At 53.2% G+C, this 20,415-nt stretch carries 21 protein-coding genes and 2 pseudogenes; 9 read left to right on the top strand and 14 right to left on the bottom strand.

Translation table 11 applies throughout. From position 1 onward, the window contains the following. Positions 1-164 precede the first annotated feature (164 nt). From JO226_RS07850 to JO226_RS07885, 8 genes are all read left to right on the top strand, one after another. The gene (locus JO226_RS07850) at positions 165-1,691 is read left to right on the top strand and encodes a DotA/TraY family protein (protein ID WP_293546321.1); all 1,527 of its coding nucleotides are present in this window, start codon (positions 165-167) and stop codon (positions 1,689-1,691) included. 106 nt (positions 1,692-1,797) lie between these two features. Next, entirely contained in the window at positions 1,798-2,049 is a 252-nt protein-coding gene (locus tag JO226_RS07855; RefSeq protein WP_111967997.1) for a type II toxin-antitoxin system Phd/YefM family antitoxin, read from the top strand. Then, positions 2,046-2,333 (top strand): type II toxin-antitoxin system RelE/ParE family toxin, encoded by a 288-nt coding sequence (locus JO226_RS07860; protein WP_111967998.1) that lies wholly within the window; start codon positions 2,046-2,048, stop codon positions 2,331-2,333. The genes JO226_RS07855 and JO226_RS07860 overlap by 4 nt, the downstream gene beginning before the upstream one ends. An 18-nt stretch (positions 2,334-2,351) precedes the next feature. Next, a complete protein-coding gene (gene excA / locus JO226_RS07865; RefSeq protein WP_293546334.1) occupies positions 2,352-3,026 on the top strand; it encodes a plasmid IncI1-type surface exclusion protein ExcA in 675 nt (224 codons plus the stop codon). An 85-nt stretch (positions 3,027-3,111) separates the two neighbouring features. Continuing rightward, positions 3,112-4,383 carry a conjugal transfer protein TrbA gene (locus JO226_RS07870; protein WP_293546337.1) on the top strand — a complete coding sequence of 424 codons (1,272 nt, stop codon included), beginning with the start codon at positions 3,112-3,114 and terminating at the stop codon, positions 4,381-4,383. 4 nt (positions 4,384-4,387) lie between these two features. Beyond that, entirely contained in the window at positions 4,388-5,452 is a 1,065-nt protein-coding gene (locus JO226_RS07875) for a thioredoxin fold domain-containing protein (RefSeq protein WP_293546340.1), read from the top strand. A 10-nt stretch (positions 5,453-5,462) separates the two neighbouring features. After that, on the top strand, positions 5,463-7,793 hold the full coding sequence (trbC, locus tag JO226_RS07880; RefSeq protein WP_293546342.1) for an F-type conjugative transfer protein TrbC: 2,331 nt from the start codon (positions 5,463-5,465) through the stop codon (positions 7,791-7,793). Then, complete coding sequence (locus tag JO226_RS07885) at positions 7,717-8,235, top strand: phospholipase D family protein (RefSeq protein ID WP_293547030.1); 519 nt, start codon at positions 7,717-7,719, stop codon at positions 8,233-8,235. Before trbC ends, JO226_RS07885 begins: the two co-directional genes overlap by 77 nt. 323 nt (positions 8,236-8,558) lie before the next feature. On the opposite strand, the gene JO226_RS07890 is transcribed toward JO226_RS07885, so the two are convergent. Genes JO226_RS07890 through mobA form a run of 3 tightly spaced genes read right to left on the bottom strand, consistent with a single transcriptional unit; the run spans position 8,559 to position 11,375 of the window. Continuing rightward, entirely contained in the window at positions 8,559-9,083 is a 525-nt protein-coding gene (locus tag JO226_RS07890; protein ID WP_293546344.1) for a hypothetical protein, read from the bottom strand. A gap of 14 nt (positions 9,084-9,097) precedes the next feature. Next, positions 9,098-11,029 (bottom strand): TraI/MobA(P) family conjugative relaxase, encoded by a 1,932-nt coding sequence (gene traI / locus JO226_RS07895; RefSeq protein WP_293546346.1) that lies wholly within the window; start codon positions 11,027-11,029, stop codon positions 9,098-9,100. Position 11,030: 1 nt separating this feature from the next. Continuing rightward, positions 11,031-11,375 (bottom strand): plasmid mobilization protein MobA, encoded by a 345-nt coding sequence (gene mobA / locus JO226_RS07900; protein WP_293546348.1) that lies wholly within the window; start codon positions 11,373-11,375, stop codon positions 11,031-11,033. Positions 11,376-11,653: 278 nt separating this feature from the next. On the opposite strand from mobA, the gene JO226_RS07905 reads away from it, so the two are divergent. After that, complete coding sequence (locus JO226_RS07905; RefSeq protein WP_293546350.1) at positions 11,654-11,965, top strand: molybdopterin-guanine dinucleotide biosynthesis protein MobC; 312 nt, start codon at positions 11,654-11,656, stop codon at positions 11,963-11,965. A 174-nt stretch (positions 11,966-12,139) separates the two neighbouring features. On the opposite strand, the gene JO226_RS07910 is transcribed toward JO226_RS07905, so the two are convergent. The 11 genes and pseudogenes from JO226_RS07910 to JO226_RS07960 all read right to left on the bottom strand — a co-directional run bounded on the left by JO226_RS07910 (position 12,140) and on the right by JO226_RS07960 (position 19,985). Beyond that, the gene (locus JO226_RS07910; RefSeq protein ID WP_293546353.1) at positions 12,140-12,973 is read right to left on the bottom strand and encodes a DUF932 domain-containing protein; all 834 of its coding nucleotides are present in this window, start codon (positions 12,971-12,973) and stop codon (positions 12,140-12,142) included. Positions 12,974-13,426: 453 nt separating this feature from the next. After that, on the bottom strand, positions 13,427-13,993 hold the full coding sequence (locus JO226_RS07915) for a DUF5983 family protein (protein ID WP_293546356.1): 567 nt from the start codon (positions 13,991-13,993) through the stop codon (positions 13,427-13,429). Positions 13,994-14,096: 103 nt separating this feature from the next. Beyond that, positions 14,097-14,363, bottom strand: a complete 267-nt coding sequence (locus tag JO226_RS07920) for a hypothetical protein (protein WP_293546359.1) — start codon at positions 14,361-14,363, stop codon at positions 14,097-14,099. 92 nt (positions 14,364-14,455) lie between these two features. Next, the gene (locus JO226_RS07925; RefSeq protein ID WP_048796674.1) at positions 14,456-14,896 is read right to left on the bottom strand and encodes a DUF1419 domain-containing protein; all 441 of its coding nucleotides are present in this window, start codon (positions 14,894-14,896) and stop codon (positions 14,456-14,458) included. Between the two features lie 935 nt (positions 14,897-15,831). Next, positions 15,832-16,116, bottom strand: a complete 285-nt coding sequence (locus JO226_RS07930) for a hypothetical protein (RefSeq protein WP_293546365.1) — start codon at positions 16,114-16,116, stop codon at positions 15,832-15,834. 217 nt (positions 16,117-16,333) lie between these two features. Then, positions 16,334-16,459, bottom strand: a pseudogene (locus JO226_RS07935) (hypothetical protein); the annotation flags it as partial. Positions 16,460-16,531: 72 nt separating this feature from the next. Further along, positions 16,532-17,035 (bottom strand): antirestriction protein, encoded by a 504-nt coding sequence (locus JO226_RS07940; RefSeq protein ID WP_293546368.1) that lies wholly within the window; start codon positions 17,033-17,035, stop codon positions 16,532-16,534. A 490-nt stretch (positions 17,036-17,525) separates the two neighbouring features. Continuing rightward, positions 17,526-17,648 (bottom strand): type I toxin-antitoxin system Hok family toxin, encoded by a 123-nt coding sequence (locus JO226_RS07945; protein ID WP_293547034.1) that lies wholly within the window; start codon positions 17,646-17,648, stop codon positions 17,526-17,528. Continuing rightward, positions 17,593-17,745 (bottom strand): annotated as a pseudogene (locus JO226_RS07950) (DUF5431 family protein); the annotation flags it as partial. The gene JO226_RS07945 and the pseudogene JO226_RS07950, both read right to left, overlap by 56 nt. Positions 17,746-17,916: 171 nt before the next feature. Continuing rightward, a complete protein-coding gene (locus JO226_RS07955) occupies positions 17,917-18,624 on the bottom strand; it encodes a plasmid SOS inhibition protein A (RefSeq protein WP_293546370.1) in 708 nt (235 codons plus the stop codon). A 53-nt stretch (positions 18,625-18,677) separates the two neighbouring features. Then, on the bottom strand, positions 18,678-19,985 hold the full coding sequence (locus JO226_RS07960) for a DGQHR domain-containing protein (protein ID WP_293546372.1): 1,308 nt from the start codon (positions 19,983-19,985) through the stop codon (positions 18,678-18,680). Positions 19,986-20,415 lie beyond the last annotated feature (430 nt).

Consider the following 20,415-nt stretch of genomic DNA (forward strand, 5'->3'; position numbering starts at 1 on the left):
TTCAGCGAGTTTAAGGGCTTCCTGGCGGAATTCAGGCGAGTGCTGCTTGCGGGGCTTGTTGCTGGTTGTGGCTGATTTGGTCATGAGTCACCTCTGGTTGAGAGTTTACTCACTTAGTCCCGTGTCCACTATTCACGGGTAGGATCAGTAGCAACACACCACCAATGTCTGAACAGCGGTCTTCTGACGGTCGTGAGATACGCATTTCGAACGGCAGTGCTCTCTGCGGCAGCGCCAAATTACCGGAAACAACTGACAACAGTTCCTGGTTCACCTTTAGCGTGCCGATAAATTCCGGCCCCCTCGAAAATGCTCAGATGAATGCTTTCACCGCAATGAATAGCACGCTGTCACAGAACGCTGAAAACTTTGTCAGCGCCTGGCGTAGCTATCAGGATGGAGGGCAAGGTCGTCTTCCGGATGCTGAAGGGGAGATTCAGCAAGCTGCACGCCAGTATGAGGACACGATTACTTCCGCATCAGCAAGCGTGAACAACGAAGGAACAATCCGCAGTGAGCTGGCGAACTACTTGAAGCAAAGTGGCTGGATTTCGCTGGGTGCCTGGTACCAGTCATTCGCAACAGCCAACCAGAAAGTTAACAGCGTAGCAAATCAAAGCCCTATCGTTACAGGCCCTTCAAATATTGGGGAAGTTGGAGTTGGTCAATTGCAGGACGAAATCAGGACTGCTTTGCTTGCCCAGAGAAAAAATTCAACATATACACCACCACTAGGATCGGCGAACACACCGGGGAACGATAGCATCGATGATGGTCAATCGGCGAACTCTACTTTGCTAAAAGTCCTGGATAACGCCTACGGTGTAAGATTCGCTAACTTCATAATTCACTCAGTCATGGATGGGGATAATTCAAACAATTCAAGCCAAGTTAACCCACTTTTAAAAATGAAATCGATTGGGGACTATACCTTAGGGGCTGCTCAAACAACTTTTGCTGCATTTACTGTTGCAAAGGGCCTTGTTGACTGGGGGAATGGTTCTGGAGTTGGTAAAATTGTCAATGCCGTATCAGGTGCTGGATACTTAGCAAAAAGTGTAATTGGCTCAATTGCGCCAATTGTATATTTCATTTTATTTATCATGCTAAGCATTGGATTTTCCCTTTCCATTTTCTTGCCTTTTATCCCAATGATTTATTGGATAACGGCCTGTACATCCTGGCTTGGGAGTGTACTCATTGGAACTACAGCAGGTTCCTTGTGGGCAGCGACACATATTGGCACGGAGGAAGATAAAGGTAGTAGAGCAAATTACGGCTATATCTTCTTGATTGACGCAGCAATCAGACCATCGCTTATGGTATTTGGCTTTTTCTTTGCCAGCTTGGTTGTAGTTGCTATCGGGACATTGCTAAATATATTGATATTGCCAGCAATGGCAAATGTTCAAGCAGACTCAATAACTGGGTTGGCAAGCATTATTGGTATCCTGATGATTTATGCCCGAACGTGTACCACACTGGTTTCTTCAGCATTCAGCTTACAGGTCTACCTGCCAGATTATGTCATTGCCTGGCTCGGCGGACGGGAAGCTGCTCAGATGATGAAAGGTGCCGTCGAATCTGCTCGGAGTATGTTTGCTGGTTTTGGTAGTAAAGCAGGCCACGCTCCAGGCATTAAACGGATGGATCAGAACAAATCAGCGGGAAATCCGGACGGGTTTAAGTAAATGGTGCCCGGTAAGACCGGGCAAAAACCACACAAATGACTTGTTAATGAGTTTTTTGGTGCTAGAATAAAACCTATAAATAGGTTTTATTGCAGCAGGAGTTCCTATGCCAACAACTATTCTGAGCACAACAACAGCAAGCATCACTGAGTTGAAAACAAACCCAATGGCTACAGTCAACTCAGGAGATGGATATCCAGTTGCGATTTTGAATCGTAATCAGCCCGCGTTCTACTGCGTTCCTGCAGAGTTATACGAACAAATGTTAGAGTTTATTGATGATCAGGAGCTCGCAAACCTAGTCAAAGAACGTTCAGAGCAGACATTGCATGATGTCAATCTGGACCGTTACTTATGATCTACAAAGTTAAGTTCAGAACTGATGCGCTTAAAGAATGGAACAGCCTTGATCGTTCCATTCAACAGCAGTTTGCTAAGAAGCTAAAGAAATGCTCGGAAAACCCCCATATTCCTTCAGCCAAACTGAGAGGTATGCCGGACTGCTACAAGATCAAACTCAGGTCATCTGGCTTCAGACTTGTTTATCAAGTTCTTAATGATGAGTTAATTATTGCTGTTGTTGCTGTAGGAAAACGTGAGCATAGTGAAGTTTATAACCTTGCCAGTAAACGACTCAGATAACATATCAGGACGATTATTATGACGATTAAACACATAGACACATACTCAAAAAAATGGTCTGTCGCGTTAGTGGGAACACTGTCGGTCATGTATTTGGTATTCGGCCTACCAATTCACATTGCCTTAGCTGGCTTCATATATAAATATGTGAAGTACTATGGCTTTCAACAATCAGATATTACACTTTGGGTGATTGTTTGGGTTTCCCTGGCATTCATAGGTGCGTTAATATTCTCTATAATCTCCAGACAAAATCGTAACATCAGAGCTTTCACCTCATATTTTAGAGACACTCATTTCAATGAGGCGCAACCATCCAACATAGCGAAAAGCTGGACTGGTCTTACTTATCTGTCTCTCGATACAAAAAATGGTACGCTTCTATACATTAACCACCCAGATACCACAATATTGAATTTCTTCGTACCTAAAGATGTTCGAGTTATGGGGTTCGGTATGAATGACTGGAAATCAATAGAGGTCGAGGGAAAGCAACTCACTATTTATACTGGAATACCTGAACTTCCATCAGTTTCCATTTCAACAAGCAAGGCGAACGAGTTATATGAAAAAATCAATGCCATGCGCAATCAAAACTGGACTTACGAGAATAATGTTCCTGGCTACGTGGAGCATCAGGCACAAAGGATCGCAGAGAAAAACGGCATCAACCTGGTTCTGCCACCGAAATAATTCTTAAGCAGCCGCAACCCCTTCATCAGAGGCACTCTTTTCAGAGTGCCTTTTCTTTTGCATTCGTACTATCAAAGGCCTTCCTATGGCGCAACCACCACGCAATGACGTCCGGTCTCATGACTGGTCAATGGCTGTGGTCGGCGGCTTTATCACGCTGATTATCGCAGCCCTGTTCTTCCGACAGCTCACCGTCGAGACCTGTTCCTTAGTGCTTTACTGGCTATGGAGTATCGCCGATTTTCCTCGCACACATGAGTTTGCTGCCTGGCGTATTAACCTTCTGGCCAGAACGCACAATAACGCCCCGGACGTTACCTGGGGCGAGTTTTTTTCCGTAATGGACGTCACTGCCGGCATTCTGATGATTGCGCTGGTCCCTCTTGTCATTACCGGCATTATCGCCGTTCGCCGGCACCAGGTAAGTCGTACCCGGCGTGATATTTCTATCCATACGCTGCCCCGCATTATGTCTGCTTTCTCACCGTCAATTATTCCGGCACTGACCTACGGCGATAAAAAGCAGCAGCTGCTGAACGTAGACCCTGAGGAACACCGGAGCGCGCAGACGCCGGATGAGTTCGTCATCGAGCACAAACTGGTCGTCAATCAGCGATTACGCCGGGAGGTGGCTCAGGAACTGTTCATTGCCCAGCTGGGGACCCCACTGCCCAAAGTCGCCACCGGCGCCGACGTGGCGCCACTCTTCAACGCGTTTAATGACCATGAACGGGCTATGTTCGCCATCTTTGGCCTGCAGCACTTCTTGGACAAGCGTAAGGAAGCTGAAGCGCTGCTGGATGTGCTCAACCGTTCCACGTTGAAAACTGACCGCAGGTACCGAAACAAAATTGGCTACCCGAATCTGACGTTGGCCAACAACGCATTCAAAAAGGTTATCGCCACAGAACAGGCCCGGAACTTCATCAGGCAGTACGGCTACGTTCGTACGGCCATCTCGGCCCTGCATGACAACGATCTGCACTTGCCCATTCGCCGCTTCCGCTGGTTGAAAGGGCTCGACCGTCCGCTTTGGTACACCCTGGCGTCTACTGGTCGCCCCTGGCCATTTGTTGAAGCAGCTGGCGTTGTCAGCCAGGCCCACTGGGAAACACTGGCAGCACGCTACAGGGTTCGCCTTAGCCATCCCATCATGAGCCTCGCGCTGAATGGTCTGGAAGACGACCTACGGAACATCGGGGCAGTTGTTGACGATACGCCCGGACCGGCCCGCCCTCCTGCTGAAGAGGAGGACGACATTGAGGATGACGATGAAGATGCTGGCCCAACAGCTGGCCACACAGAAGAACCTCACGCACACCGCCACACCCATTCCTTTCGCCCAAAAATGAGATAATCCCATGTCAGAGCAAACCATTTTCAATATCAGCACCGAAATTCACGACCAGCACCTGCAAGTCCGTTTAAACGATCGCAGCATTTTCTGCCTGAACAAGCCGACCGCTGAGCGTTATCAGCTCACCCTGGAGCAGGACGCCGGAAACTATGTTATTTGGATGCGCCAAAGCAATAATGGCTTCGCCCGTCTTTATTCAACGGAAGACCGTGAGCTCGCCAGCCTGATTATGAACACCACAGCAGATGTGCTCACACGTATGGCCATAACCGCCAGCCAGCCACAGAAGGTCTCCACAGCCACAATGCCAAAGTGGAAGAGCTACGTGCTCGCAGGAACGTTTCTTTCCCTGGTTGTAGCCATAGGCATGCTGACACTGTCATCACCCCATGGAGTGGTAAATACACCGGTCCCAGTGGCCCAGACCACTTCGGTCCCTGTGGCACCACCAGTTCTGCCTGTTCCTCCCGCTGTAGCCGCAGCGACACCGAAAATGCCAGTCCCCCAAAGTCAAGGCGCCCAGGTCCAGAACGCGCCATCCCTCTCTCCAGAAGCGGCAGCAGAAGCCCGGGCTCTGCTCGCTGAACGACTGAAGAACGGGGCAGCAAAGCAGGAGTTCACTATTCGCCTGTCTTCTGGCCATGAGCGTTCACTGTATATATTCCTCGATCCGGAGTGCCCGAACTGCCGCATCTTTGAGCCGACCGTTCAGGCCCTGGCAGAGGACTACAACGTGGAGATTTTTCCGGTGACGTTGGTTGGCAAAACCCGCACTGCAGACGAGGTGGTCCCCCTGCTCTGCGCCGCACCTGAGAAACGAGCGGAAATGTGGAAGTCCCTGTATGACACCGGCGCCGGCATGCTCAATCTGACCGACAAAGCCAAAGCTGATGTTGCCCCGGCTGCTTGCGATGCCGGCAAACTGGCACTGGCGCGTAACGACCTGGCATTTGAGCTGTACCGCATGCCGGGCACGCCAACCGTCATCACCGATGACGGCCGAATGATCCCACTGCAGGCTATGGCCAGCGATGCGGCACTGAAGTCATTCCTCAATACCCGCCAGTAAGGAGGTTTTCATGGATTTGAAAGGACGTCACGGCCCTGTGGACAGGTGGCGAATAAGCAAGCTGGTCCACGGCCAACAGGCTGAGCGCATACTCCTGGCGCCGGCTACCGTACAACTACTCCTGGTGTTTTCTCTTCTGGTAGGCGCCATTTGGCCTGTCACACTGCTGCTATCCCTCCCGCTCGGTACCATCCTGCTGATCGCATTTAGCGATCAGCGCTTTCGCTTACCATTGCGGATACCGATGGATGTTGGAGGTCTGGACCTCTCGACAGATCGCGAGGCCAGCTGGAACATTCCACTGCTCAACCTGAACCTCCCCAAAATTATTCGGGGAAAATCAGAAGGCACGCTGTGCCTGGGAACAGCACGCAAGCAGGACAGAGGCAAGGAGTTGTGGCTGCAAACCTCTGACGCCCTGCGCCATATGCAAATTATGGCCACCACCGGCGGCGGGAAAACGGAAACGCTCTACAGCATGTACCTCAATTCTCTGTGCTGGGCACGCGGTTGCTGTATCTCTGACGGTAAGGCACAGATAGACCTCGCCGTCGCCACCTGGTCGATGGCCAGACGCTTCGGTCAGGAAGATGACTGGCACGTTCTGAACTTCATCACCGGTAATGATGATCGCTTCAAAAAGTTGTTACTCGGTGATAAATCCCGGCCGCAGTCGAACAGTACAAGCCCTTTTGCTTATGGAAGCCCGACCTTCATCACTCAGTTGATGGAGTCTATGCAACCCGCCGGCAATGGCAGCGACGAAGGGTGGAAAGACAAAGCGCGCGCCATGAATAGCGCATTGATTTACGCGCTCTGCTACAAGCGGGCCAGGGATAATATGCCGCTGACGCAGGATGTCATTCAGTCCTATCTCCCGCTGGTTAAATTTGTGGGTCTGTATCGTGAGGCGCTGGAACAAGGCTGGCACGAAGAAGGCTATAAGCCGATGGAGAACTATCTGGCCAACCTCGCCGGCTTCGATATGAATCTTATCAACCGTCCGGGAGAATGGTCACAGGGCGCGCTGGACCAGCACGGCTACCTCATCCAGCAGTTCACCCGCATGCTCAGCATGTTCAATGATACCTATGGTCACATATTCCCTAAAAATGGCGGAGACATCGATATGCAGGACATCCTGCATAACGATCGCACGCTGGTAGTGCTCATACCGGCGCTTGAGCTTTCCGATAACGAAGCGGCCACGCTGGGTAAACTCTATATCTCTGACATCAGGATGAACATTGCCAAAGATTTAGGGAATAAGATTGAGGGCTCGCCGGAACACACGCTGACCGTGAAGAAGTTCGCCAGCAAGTTTCCTTTCATGCTCCTTTGTGACGAAGTAGGTTACTACTTCGCACCAGGTCTGGAGAAGCTGGCCGCTCAGATGCGAAGCCTGCGTTACATGCTGGTTATCCTTGGCCAGGATCTGCAGGCCATGCTGAAACACGGGAAAGAAGTGCATTCCGTGAACGCCAACCTCGGTACCAAGCAGTTCATGAAAACGGAGGATACGGAAGATACTCTGAAGATGATCCGCGCAGTCGGTGGTACGGGTCAGTATGCTGAGCAGCGCACCATGGAACGGACCAGTATGGGGAGCTATCAGGATGCTGAGCGCGTGGAGTTCCGCGACCAGGACAACATCCAACTGGATGAGCTCAAGTCACTGAAAGAAGGTGAGGGAATAATCGTCTTTGAAGACCAGCAGGTTCGCAGCAACTCCATCTATATCCCGGATAGTGAGAAAATTTCGAAACTGGACGTCAAGATCAACCGTTACGTCCCCATCCGCCGCCCGGATTTCAATGACCTTTGTCGTGAAGTACCGGCAGCCGAACGCCGGCGTCCGGTATCCCAGGAGCGGGTCAGCCAGATTCTGGACATCTGCCATTCGACCAGTCCGGAAGAGTATCACGGCCACCTTCATGCTCGTATCGAGGACCAGACACTTCTGGCCATCACACAGCTGGCCAGCGATCTGGATAGCCGTACCGATGTGGACTACAGCGACGATGAACGCGGTGTTCTGCTGTTTGAAGCAGCCGTTAACGCCCTTGAGAAGAACAAAGGCAAATACCGCTGGCTGAAGGACCGCGAAAATATACGCATATCGAAGAAGCGTATTGAAGAGGCGCACCAGAATAATGCCGGATACAGCACGCCACCGGCACAACCATCACCAACGGAAAATTTCTTCCAGCCGGCGGCACCTTCATATCCCGAACAAACCCACTACACAGAGAACAGCACTTATGATGACTGGCACCAGAACTTCGCGCCTGACGCTTTTACTGACGACTTTGCTTCTTCCTCTGTCATCGATCGCATCTGAGGTAAGAATCACTACCGGATTTTCTCCCGGAGGAAGCGCCATCGAAAACATACTGACAGCAATTAATAGCGCCCGACAAAGCATCGACGTTGCTGCATACAGCTTTACCAGCAAGCCTGTGGCCATCGCGTTGGATAACGCCAGCCAGCGGGGTATCAGAGTCCGGGTGGTCGCGGATGCGAAAGACAACGGCGGCCGCTATTCAGCTGTCACCTGGTTAAAGCATAAGGGTATCCCGGTTCGTCTGAACGACCGCTACGCTATCCAGCACAACAAATTCATGGTGATTGACGGAGTGACCACTCAGACGGGCTCGTTTAACTACACGTCCAGCGCTGTTAAACGCAATGCCGAAAACACGGTAGTCATCTGGAATGAGCCTTCGACTGCGCAGGCCTATCAGGGGGAATTTAATCGTCTATGGAGTGAAGGGACTGATTAACGCCAGGCAATCTGGCTGGTCACGTCACGCAGCTGCACCCGGATGATTTTAGGCTACAACCACTCACTTCCTCAGCTGAGGTTCTAATGGATTTCCATGACCCGTTTCTGGTGTTAAACCTTAACGTCCTTCTTGCTCTCACAATTTTGATAGCAGCCGTTTCGTTATATTTTATTTATCACGAACGTAAAGAGAGAGAAAAACGACAGCCAGGGCTACAGAGTCGTTTAAAAAAATAAGCTAATGAGCCAATCACAAAACCGCCTTCGTGGCGGTTTTTTTGTTTCTGGGGCCAGATAACTTCAGGACTTGAGTTTGCCGCTTCAGGCGTCACAACATGTAAGGCCATCCAGCACAGAAAGATCGAAGATGATGATTGAGGGTCCGTGAAGATAAGAATCGGTCCATGCACCTTCCCAGTCATAAACGCCGTGAAGTCCGCAGGTTCTGAACAGCTCGATGCTCTCTTCCGAATTAACACCTCTGTTGCCAGTGTAGAGCATTTTACCTTTGAAATTCTGGTAATGAGGTTGCGCTAACCCATACCATTCCCTTCCTTGCGAGAGTGACGTGCTGATCCCGACCGGAAGATGGCGATGCAAAAGTTCCGCAACTCGCGGCTGTTCACTGAGAGGTTTGCTGAAATCCGCGAGCAGCGCCCTCTCCGATAGATTACATTGGTAAACAAGCGGAGAGTCCCCGTTACGACATTTGTAACGGGCATGATTACGAGCGCCGGCAAAGTTATTGGTAAACCAGATAGCATCGATTGTGCCTGCTTCACCTGTGCCCTTAAAGGAGGTATCAAACTCGGTGAAGCGTGCGCGCGACCCGTGAAATAATTCCATTTAATCCTCCAGTTTCAGGGTTGCCTGTCGGGTTTAGGCGAGGTCTGAGGCTGCATAGTATTTTTACCGATCGTTGTGTCCGGCTCCTGACGATTCAGGCCAGTGTAACCCGCCTGCTGGCGCTGCAAAGGATGAGTCAGAGGTACGGTTTTACCGGACGACGCATTGAAGTGCGGAATGTACTGAATGGTACCCTGCACAAACGCTTTATCTCCCCTGACTTCCACCGTCTCCCCGCTTTTCTCCCCGCTGATGTGCAACGCCATCGCCAGATTTTTACCCTTCTCAGCCGGCGCATCGGCAACCTCAATATACAAACCTCGATCGAGCAGCACCGGCTTACCTCCGGATGAATACACCACCGCACCATCACGATTCACTGTCGTATCGTAACCACGAATCTGCGACGGACGAATGTCATCAGCAACTGAGTGAAGAATAATATTGTCAGAGATAGCCGCAGTACGGTTCTTCCGCTTCTCGCGATATGCCCAGCCGCGCAGCTGGGAAATTGCCGCTGCGTCATTACCGGTAGCCTGCACTTCCACCCAGGCCCGATACGACAATGGACGGGAACCCGGCATCTCTTTCATCGCCTTCCGCTCATCCCTGATCTGCAAACGCAGTGCAGCCATATCCTTCATCTTCTCCACTTCAAGCGCGCGGAACATCAGTTTACGCAAGAGAGGATCGCGTTCAGTCATGCGAACATTATTTTTGCGAATACGATAGCCGGCCGCCAGTTCGCGGAAACGCGTCCGGGCAGCATCAGCTGAAATCCCTGGTCGGACAAAACTGTTTTTGTATGCCTTGTAGCGTGCAATCAGATCCTGGCGAGCCTCCGCACGGGCATTACGACGTTCTGTTCTGGCACCTTTGTCACGACGGTGAAGACGATTATCGTACTGGGATTCAATATCCACAGCACTCAGCAGAACATCTCTGCCTTCCCGGTTAACCTCACGAACAACGGACGCACGTGTAAATGCACCAATCAGTTCCTGCTGACAATTCAGCGTCAGTTCCGGATGAAGATCGCTGGCTTTAATTGGCGCCTGTTCATCATCGGCGACGTCGTAAATCGCAAGTCCCTCACCTTTCTGGCGCAGCTCAAGTCCGGCCGCAATCAGAACGTCATGCACCCCGTCCCAGTCATAGCTCCCGCCCAGGAACAACGCATCCATCTTCTCCCGGCAGTTATCCACCGCGTAAGAAAACAGACTTTCCTTGTCACCAAAATGCTCCAGCTGGCGCGCAGCTGCAGGGGCAGATTTATAGAATTTCTGGCGACGAACAATCGCGCCGGAATCATTCACCATGTAAGGACCGTTGTCGTGCTTCCAGCCGTTCCTGAGCTCCAGCTCACGACAGCTGCGGTCGAGAGTGAAGCGATCGTTATACAGTGAAGCAGCCTTGTAGCTCACCGGGTTGATACGGTTAACGGTCAGGTGACAGTGCAGATTATCGGTGTCGTCATGGATGGCGAACACATACTGATGTCCCTCCATGCCCAGGCGCTTAAGGCAGTGCCTGGCTGAGTCAAAAATCTGGTCTGGCGTAGGCCTTTCAGATTCTGGCCATGACAGAATGGCATGGTAGACCGGGTCATTGCAGCGGGTGTTTTGCACGGCAACCATGTCCATTTCGGTGGAGGCTGTGGCAAGGGAAAAGCAGTTGGTCTCACAGATGACTTTATCGCAACGCACCTGCTGACGTCCGTCCGGGAACGTTGCGATAACATCCTGTGAATCTGGCAGCGCGTTACGTGTCGCGTACCCAACCAGGTCATTGAAGATTTTATCTTCTGACCGTGACTTGCGAACAAAAGGACGCTCTGGCGACAGCGTTTCGCTCATCTCAACATCATCACGCAGGATAGTGTAGGAGACGAGTTGCACAAAGCTGGACTTACCATCACGACGTCTTTCGGCCACGACTGCGAGCATGTTAATCCTCAGTGTTGTTCAGGCTCTCTGCCCGAAATTTCATTAATGTTTTCTGAAGCGATGCCAGCGTATCAGCAAACTGTTTACTCAGTTCTGCGGTCATCATCCCCTGCTTTTGCATCTCGCTGTACAGATGCTTTTGCAGGCCACCCAGCTTCAGAATCTCATTCATCTGTCTGGTGTCACCTTTGGCCACAATGCGGCGACCAAGGGCTGAACGCCGGAGAAATTCTCCTGTCGAGATACCTGCAGCTTTCGCGCTGGCCTGTATCTGCTCCTTCTCTTCCGGGTAACACCGAACACTTCCCAGAAGCGCCGTTCTCTGGCGTCTTTCACTCTTACTCATCTTCAATCCTGCTCGGCCTGCAAGGCTGGCACCGTAATAGGGTGTCGGGACGGAGTCCTGACCAGGGCGTTTTGTGGGACCGTCTGCGTGCAGGCGGTGCTACAAAACATACCCTGTCCCACGCTTCACATCAGATTTCGATTCCTGACCGGAAGTATATGTGATTTCGGCTGCGCCGTCACTGGCTTACGCCAGAAATGCCGGGTTCTGGCACTGAGTTATTTCGGGAGGTATACTCGTAGCCTGGAATTGAGCACACAAAAATAGGAAATTGCAGAATGGCTGAGAAGAAATGGTATAGCATCGAGGATGTGGAGCTGGCTAAATCATCACTGGATGATCTTCCAGATTTGACACCAACACGCCTCACTAAAACAGACGTGCTGGAGCAGTTGAAAGGAAAAATTATTGAGCTGGCGAATAACAAAGGTTACAGCGTGGAAGATATTCGAAGTGCGCTCGAATCTGCCGGGATACCAACCAGCGTGAAGGCCATCCGCGAGATTCTGAGTTCTGCCAAGAAAGTACCAACGCGCACGTCAAAAAGCAGAAAGCCCGCAACAACGGTTAATGATAAACAAGCTCAATAATTGACGGTTTTTGACTAACCTAGGAAGCCCCTGGGGGCGGACAGGAGAAAGAAAAACGGCACCACTGTGACGATTTTCTTTCTCCTGGCGGGGGATTTCATTTTGAGCCGGTTCAACACCGGTGAAAAATGATCGGGGTAGAAGGTGGCAGAGGTTTCCCCCTGCCTTTCCCTGTCAGGCTTTCAGTGCCTTCATTTTTTCAGCCATCTCCCACAACGCCCGATTTAGCTTCACATCGCCATCAATGCCATTTACCGGACGCGTTCGCTGGAATTTTCCTTTCGCATTCTTACCCCAGACGCCGCCCTTCGTCATGTTCTCCTGAACGCGCTGATAGGTTGTCCAGAGGTCATTGTGTTTATCCTCATCACGGCGAGTCTGCAACACATCATCTGGCGTCAGCGGAATGTGCTTGCCTTCACCTTTATCGTCATATTTCCAGTTCAGTGCGATCTCGGCAAAAATTCGCTGCTCGTCTTTGCTGAGTCCGATTTCTTTCATCTCACCGCGCGATTCTTTCACGCCGTCGAAAATGTCCAGTACTTCATAAGCACCCTCGATCACTTGCCCGACAACGTCCCCTTTGTGTGGTACGCGGATTTCTCCAAACGTTTTCCCGCAAACCATACCGTTCATACAAACGAAGCGGAACATGCCGGGGATCATCTGATAGCTGCTGCTGCCGTCGTGGCTGTTGAGAAGAATAATTTCCGGCACCTCCTCTCCTGCAATTTCCCCCTCACGGCGCAGGCGCAGCATGTGCTTGGTATGCTCACGCTTTCCGGCGTCACGCGTACGCGTCTGGCAGGCAAAGAAAGGCTGAAACCCTTCTTTGCGCAGATTATCCAGCAGGGTGATTGTCGGGATGTAGGTGTAGCGTTCGCTGCGGGACTCATGCTTTTCCTCAGAGAAGACGCTCGGAACAAAGCGCATGAGTTCATCGTTGGTCAGCGCGCGTTCTTTACGGATGACGTTAGCAGAGCGGAAAACAGATGATAAACGGGCCATGGTGATTCTCCTCAGGGGTTATAAAGTGACTTTCTTCTGGCGTCGTCCTTTTGATGGTGATTCACCATCGCTGGAGGCCGTTGCCGTGATGAAATGACCGGTCTGGACCTTCAGTGAAGCCTGCAAGGGAGCTGTCCGAGGCCGCAGCGCAAGCGACTGACCATCGGGAAGGCGTGCGAACGGGGGAGGAAAGCAGGCTTTAGCCGTGCCCTTGCAGGGTGAACGGTCCAGGCCAGTGTCTTTCACGGCAAAGGCAGACTGCGATGAATCCGGGAACGAAAAGGGAAACGCCGGAAGGAAGTGGCGGGCAAGGCCCGTATCCCTGAAGGGGACGCGAAGCGGCCCTGGTTGGGGCGGCGCTGGCGCAAGCCAGCTGCAAGCCCGGGGGGCTGTCTGGCGGGAAGAAATTGGCTGATCGGGAAGCATATTGCCCCGAAGTTCGGGGCAGTATCATCACCAGTCAAATGTCTGGAACCCGTCCAGACTATCTCCGACGGCAGAAAAATGGATCATGCTGATATTGGCCTGCCTGATGCCGTGCCAGATAACCCAACGGGCAGCACCTGATAACCCTTCCCGTTTCAGTTTCAGGAGAGGAAACCTGACGGCATCGAGGCGGATCATGAATCCCACGCCGGTGTCATGGATCCATTCCCGGGTAGACGTGTCGCGAGTCAGATCACCCAGCAGATGGCTGTCAGCAAGCGTAATATGGGTGGTGGAGCATTCAAGAACCGGGCGCATCACTCTTGCGCCCAGCGTGAACGTTTTTCCCCATCCAAGTTTTTCAACAACATCATTCCAGGCCCACTCTTCGTCTTCCGGAACAGGCAGGGTCAGTAACTGATACGGAACACCCAACGTCTCCGCCAGATGCACACCCACATCGCAGACGGGATCATCCCTCTGGGCAAAATCGGCACAGGCCAGACAGTTTCCGTGCAGGTAAAGCGCCTCATCGCAGTTCTCAAGCTGAATCACCGTGACGCCATACGGCGCACCTTCTGTAATTTTTTTCATGTCGGGCTCCATTGTCCCTGGCTGATTCTTCTGGAGTTCAGCGGCTCAATGCCGGTGAGCGCCAGTCGGGGGTTAAATACCGCCCCTTGCGGGGCGGTAGTCATTACGCAAGACCTTTGACGGTCTCCAGAGAGCGGAGCAGATGCCCCCACTCTGCCCCGTTCAGCGCCGGAACGCGGACAGGTTTGTTGAGGCCTTCACTGCGCACAATGCGACGTCCCAGCCTTTTCAGACGACGTGAGATGTCTTCCTCCGGTAACGTTTCACGGCGAAAACGCGGGTGCGCGCTGACCGGCTGACCGGCGGCCTGTGCTTCTGCGCGGCGCTTTACAAAATATTCCTGACATGCGAGGATGAAACGGTCTTTCATGATGTAACTCCATCTGAGACTTGTAGTTGCCGGCCTGCGCGAACAGACCGGGGTGATTAAGCAGAGCGACCGCTCTGCTTTTTTATTGCCGCTTAAACGGCAATCCCTTCGGCATCAATAAACGCCTTAACCTTTTCCATAATTTCGCTGTGTGTGAGCGTGGCGTGGTTGCGCATCTGAAAAAAGCGCGTGCCGTATTGGGCAAAAATGTCAGTGATGTTGCCGCTGTACATTTCGCTCAGCTTGAATGACTGGCTGTCAGCCGTTCCGCGCCAGTCGAGCGGCGGAAGCACTTCCAGCATGTCCATAAACCGCGCTTCATTGATTTCGGTCACCGGCTGATAATTTGCCTGGGCAAAACGGGCCTGCGCCTCTTCCACCGTCACCAGCTCCCAGTGATCGCCATGAGCATTCAGCTCCTCCAGCGTCTTCGACGTGGCACAGGCCGTAGTGCGCCACGCCCCCTCTACGAAGTGCGCTTTACGCCAGCCGTTGAATCCACAAGATTTGCTCCAGAATGCCATCGCGTTCATTGCTCATTTCCTCACTGGTTGTGCCCTTCGGCTTCTTTCTGGTGTCCCCTTTTTCCGTTTCCGGAAGGCGGGGAGCACGTTGCTGTGACACATGACCGCCCTGTTCCATCGGGGACGGAAACAAGGGGGATGACAAAGCCGCAGCGCAAGCGACTGACCAGAGGGAGGGAGTGCGAACGGGTGCCGGCATCAGGCTTCAGCCGACCCTTGTTTATGGACCGGAACAGGGCAGTGTCAGTCACAGCAAAAGTGAACACCGCTGACAACGGGGGCAAAGTGGGCGCCGGAAGAAGCCGGTTTACCGGCTTTCCTTAGCGGCCGTCAGAGACGGCCAGTGAAAGCGGCGCACCCGGAACGGGGGCAGCAAGCGTGGTCGTTGACCTCAGGCATCGCTTGCTATCCCAACGGGACGGAGACAGGCCACGTCCTGGCTCCGCGTAGCCTGGTGGCCACCACGTGGACGCCCGGCGAAGTGCAGGCGACGACCCGGTTCACCGGGAAGCCGAAGGTGACCAGCCGGGTTTGAATTTCTTTGATTGTGGCGCTTTTATGCCTCGAAATCCGATTGATTATTGAGTTAGAATAAGTGCAATTTCTGCACTTTTTTTAGGTTTAAAATGACCGGATTTGAACTCAGATTATGGCGAAAAAGCCTTGGCTGGAGCCGTGACAGGGCAGCTGAGGAGCTGGGTGTTTGCCTGCGTTCTTACAAAGACTACGAAAATGCGCCGGAAGTTAAGCGGGCCATAGAGTTAGCCACGATCACACTTTCCGTACAGGGTCTGATGCCGCTCATGTCACGCCCACAGGTCAGCAAATCGAAAGCCCTTGAGATGCTTCAGAGAATGCTCCCCTGACTAGCGGGCACAACTCTGGCAGGCGGGGTTCTGAAGTACCCGCGCTCGATGCGCGGGGGCTTCAGCAGGGGCCGCAGATCAGCCTTCAGACTCATCGTCATGGTGCATAGATGAAACTGTCAGCACCCCGGAAAAATCGATGTCCAGTCTGTCACACAGGTGCATCAAATCGGTGATCAGATCGCCCATGATGGTGTCTACGGATTCATCGCTGCGGGCAAGCCCGGTCTGGCGGGCGAAGTAGCAGAGTATTTCTGCGGCCATAGCTGATCGGTCAGCGTTATCCGGTTCCCGGAAAGTCGGCCAGTCTCTTTCGATGGCCATCGCGGCCAGCATCCTGATCCCCGTTATCGTATCTGCCATCTTATTCAGCTCCGCGCACGTTATTCAGCCCCGCAACCATTGCCCGTAAACAACCTTCCTGTCGGGTCGTGGTCATTTCGCCATTCATCAGTACCTGAGCAAACCAGGTATTTTCTTTCAGCAGCACATAGCTGTTGGCTTCTCCCTGGGCACGAATCCGGATCTCACTGCCGGGTTCCTGGCCGTCATTGCGTAACGTAGCGGCCATCAGTGACAGCGCGGCTTCCACGCAGGGCAGGATTTTTTCGGAATCCGTCCCGGTCTCCGGGTCATCAAAACAGAGTTCTGATTCACAGTTGATATTGTCTTCGAGCCAGCGGGCCAGAATCGTCAGGCCTTCCATTATTTCGGATGCGTTAATCATGTTCTCGTTCTCCTTATTTGACCCGGGCACCCTGCCCGGGTCCTGGCGGTATCAGTCAATGGCGCGGAAGATTTTGCTGCGTTCCGGATGCTCAATAATGCTCACGTAGTCTTTCAGGGCATCCTGGCGGTCAACCAGGTTCTGGCAGGTCTGCGCGTACTGCGGCCCCATCTCTGAGGTTTTCCAGCACAGCTGGTTAAGTACGAACAGCGTGGCAATGATCCCGGCAGCGTCTGCGGAGACTTCTTCGTCAAAATAATTGCCCGGAATGCTCAGCTGGTAAGTGCCCTCTGGTGGGGTCATATACCCGGTCGGGCGGGTAGTGATGATGTCTGTATGTGGGCCGACATGGCCGCTAATCCCGCGCGGCACTTCCCAGAATTGCCACATGCCGCCGTCGTAGTTGCTGTGTCTGTCCAGAAATGACTGCACCATTTGTTCGCCAAACGGCGTCGCAAACAGGCGCGGCACGAACACCTGGCGCTGGCGTGGGTGGGTGATTTCAATACGTGTTACCTGCTCAGTCTGGGGAATGGTCGCTGCGGTCGTGGTCATGATGGTCTCCTTCGGCTTCTTTCTGGTGTACTCCCTTTTCCGTTTCCGGAAGGCGGGGAGCACGTTGCTGTGACACATGACCGCCCTGTTCCATCGGGGACGGAAACAAGGGGATGACAAAGCCGCAGCGCAAGCGACTGACCAGAGGGAGGGAGTGCGAACGGGTGCCGGCATCAGGCTTCAGCCGACCCTTGTTTATGGACCGGAACAGGGCAGCGTCAGTCACAGCAAAAGTGAACACCGCTGACAACGGGGGCAAAGTGGGCACCGGAAGAAGCCGGTTTACCGGCTTTCCTTAGCGGCCGTCCGTGACGGCCAGTGAGAGCGGCGCTGCCGGTACGGCAGCTGCAAGCGCAGGGCCGCAGTTTTGCGGCTGGCAGAAAAGTAAAAGGGACTGCCCGATGACTCAGACAGTCCCTTCAAAAAGGCGCTTGCGGCAAGCCAGAACATCATCAACCCTGAAAAGGCGGGGTTTCCCCCGCCTCCAGGTCTACTTACCGTTGGATTCGTAAGCCAGAACCGCAGCGACCTCCCTGTTTCCGTCCTTTAGCCGAATCTCGCATAAGCGATTTCGGGTAAGGTATGTGAATATCAGTAGTGTGAAACACACTATTAATACGCACCAGATAAGGGCGTTTCGCGGCAGTTTCATGGTTTACTCCTCCTTGCATAATGCACGGTAAGAGGCCATACTGGTGTTGACTAGACATGCAGTGGGCCTCGGGTTAATTGAAAAATTACTCGGGGCTTTCTGCTATTTGCGCCATAACAAGGCAACAAACCACCTGATCGTCATGAGGCAAACAGCCTCAAGCGCCACGCTCATTATACCGCCAGTCATCCCATTCTGACCAGGAATAACCTCTAAAATCCATGCAAATTCAGCAGCCTGAATAACCCAGTTTATTCGGCACGTACAGCCGTTCCTGCGCCCGGACCACTTCGGGGGTATCCCGGACAATTGCCGCCAGATTCAGCACCAGTGTGAACAGCGATTCAGATCCATAACGCAGCCACTCCAGCTCAGCAAGTGACGGGAAACGCGGCTGCCAGCGCCAGAACATGTTCAGCCAGTCAACTTCCTTCAGGTCCGGATGCCGCTTATTCCACTGGCTGAAGGTATCCGGACTCTGGAAATTCAAATCCAGGGCAGCCAGCTGCACAACGCGATGATACTGAATCGCCTCCTGCTCCCGCTGCCGTTCCCACTGGCGGCGGGATTTGATGCCGGACTTATGCGCACTCAGCCTGGCGCGCTGTCGATCACGCTCCATCTGCTGAAATTCAACCTCAGGGAACAGCCAGTGCCGTGTTGAGCTGCACAATGGCGTCGGGCAATACTCGCCACGGGTTCGAATCAACGTATCAAATGCCATTTCGTAATCTCCCAACGTAGCCAGCCTCTCGCGGGGGTTCCACATGATGCCGACAACGGATTTCAGTGCTTTACCAGTAACTTTCCCTCGCCCTGTCAGCCGTCTGAAGAAGGCGGCCGCATAGGGGTAGTAATTGAAGCGGCGGCTTCCCGTGTCACTTTCGACGTCGATAATCGCCTGCAATGCCGCCTGCCGCTCCGGCCAGAGTGGCACCAGGGAAAGATGCTTCGGAACAGAGCCGCCCTCCCGGGCGGTCTTCGTGGGTTTTACTCCGCGTCCGTCTGAGGAAACTGCTCGCTTATCCAGGCACGTAACCGGCGCATGTTCAGCAGCACAGGCTTCACTGTCTCGCCGTTCCCGGCAATCCGTTCCGGTATGGCCGTCTTCAGCATGGCAAGGTCCAGCTTTTTTTCGGCAGCCACCTTAGTGACCTTCTCCACCATGTCGGAAACCAGTTCGTCGGAAACGTCCTCATCAAAACTTGGACGAAGCCAGGCATCCGGATGTTCAGGACTCAGGCCAAATACTGCCAGCAGCTTCTCAGCCGCGCGGTTTTGTGCCGGAGTGTCGCATTTCACCGTACCCGTCTCCGCATCCACGCAGACACCGTGCCATTCAGCATGAACAAAGGGGGAAAGGGCATTAATACATCCCAGCTCATTTCGGTTCAGAAGGTTTGCGATCGTTGCCGCATCGTGGTGTTCCAGCATCATGGCCGAGGCAATACCGATGGCGTTAACCATGACGCCGTGCGTGCCGATATGGCGGGTGCGGTACAGCGCAGGCCCCACATTTTCAGTCAGCCATGCCCAGTGCAGCGCCTTACTCCACGCCTTCCACAAATTGATGGCATCTCCACGGAGCACATCGGAAATCTCGTCACTGGCACGCAGGCCAAACATTTTGCGGGTGGCATCATGCAGCGCTTTAAAGCTGATAAGCAGGTCACTTTTAGCCGGGACCACGTTGTGCTCGTAATCCACGCGACCGTTGAGTGCTGGTACAGCGATCACTATCTGACGGACCAGAGCATTGACCGGATCTTTATGGTTGTACGCCATTGAGATGGCCGTGGCCGGTTTGCTGGCATTGTTGTTGATGTCAGCAAAGAACTGCTGACGGGCCTTCAGAGACAGCCCTTCCGTCAGCAGCAGTGTGATGGTATCGGGAGAGTCTTTCCGCGCGGTAATATAGTCAATGATCCCCCGGGAGCGGGTCTGGCCGTCAAACAGGTGAATAATTGCATCCATAGAAATAAATAACGTCCCCAAACCACCCTTCACCCCTTCCGCCTCTTCAAAGCGAACCACGCCATCGATATTGCCGACCAGCGTGGGCAGCATATAGTCGGTCTTATTGTCATACCCACTGGTCAGATAGCCGGTGACCTTTTTAGCCCGGCCAAGGTGGACCTCACGCTGAGAGCGGGACATCACATCCCCTGCATCGTCAAACGCCATAATGCGTTTCAGCATATTCATTGGCGCGCAGATCATGTACTGGACACGGCCGCCCTGGTAGCAGCGAATAGCGGGGAACTGGAAAAAGTACTCTTGGGTCTGGGTTGTCATCATTGCCTCCTTCGGCTTCTTTCTGGTGTCCTCCCTTTTCCGTTTCCGGAAGGCGGGGAGCACGTTGCTGTGACACATGACCGCCCTGTTCCATCGGGGACGGAAACAAGGGGGATGACAAAGCCGCAGCGCAAGCGACTGACCAGCGGGAGGGAGTGCGAACGGGTGCCGGCATCAGGCTTCAGCCGACCCTTGTTTATGGACCGGAACAGGGCAGCGTCAGTCACAGCAAAAGTGAACACCGCTGACAACGGGGGCAAAGTGGGTACCGGAAGAAGTCGGTTTACCGGCTTTCCTTAGCGGCCGTCAGAGACGGCCAGTGAAAGTGGCGCTGCCGGGACGGCAGCTGCTCACGCCGCCCTTCAGGCATCGCTTGCTATCCCTGCGGGACGGAGACAGGCCACGTCCTGGCTCCGCGTAGCCTGGTGGCCAC

The organism is Pluralibacter sp., from assembly GCF_019237635.1.
Classification (GTDB): Bacteria; Pseudomonadota; Gammaproteobacteria; order Enterobacterales; family Enterobacteriaceae; genus Enterobacter_B.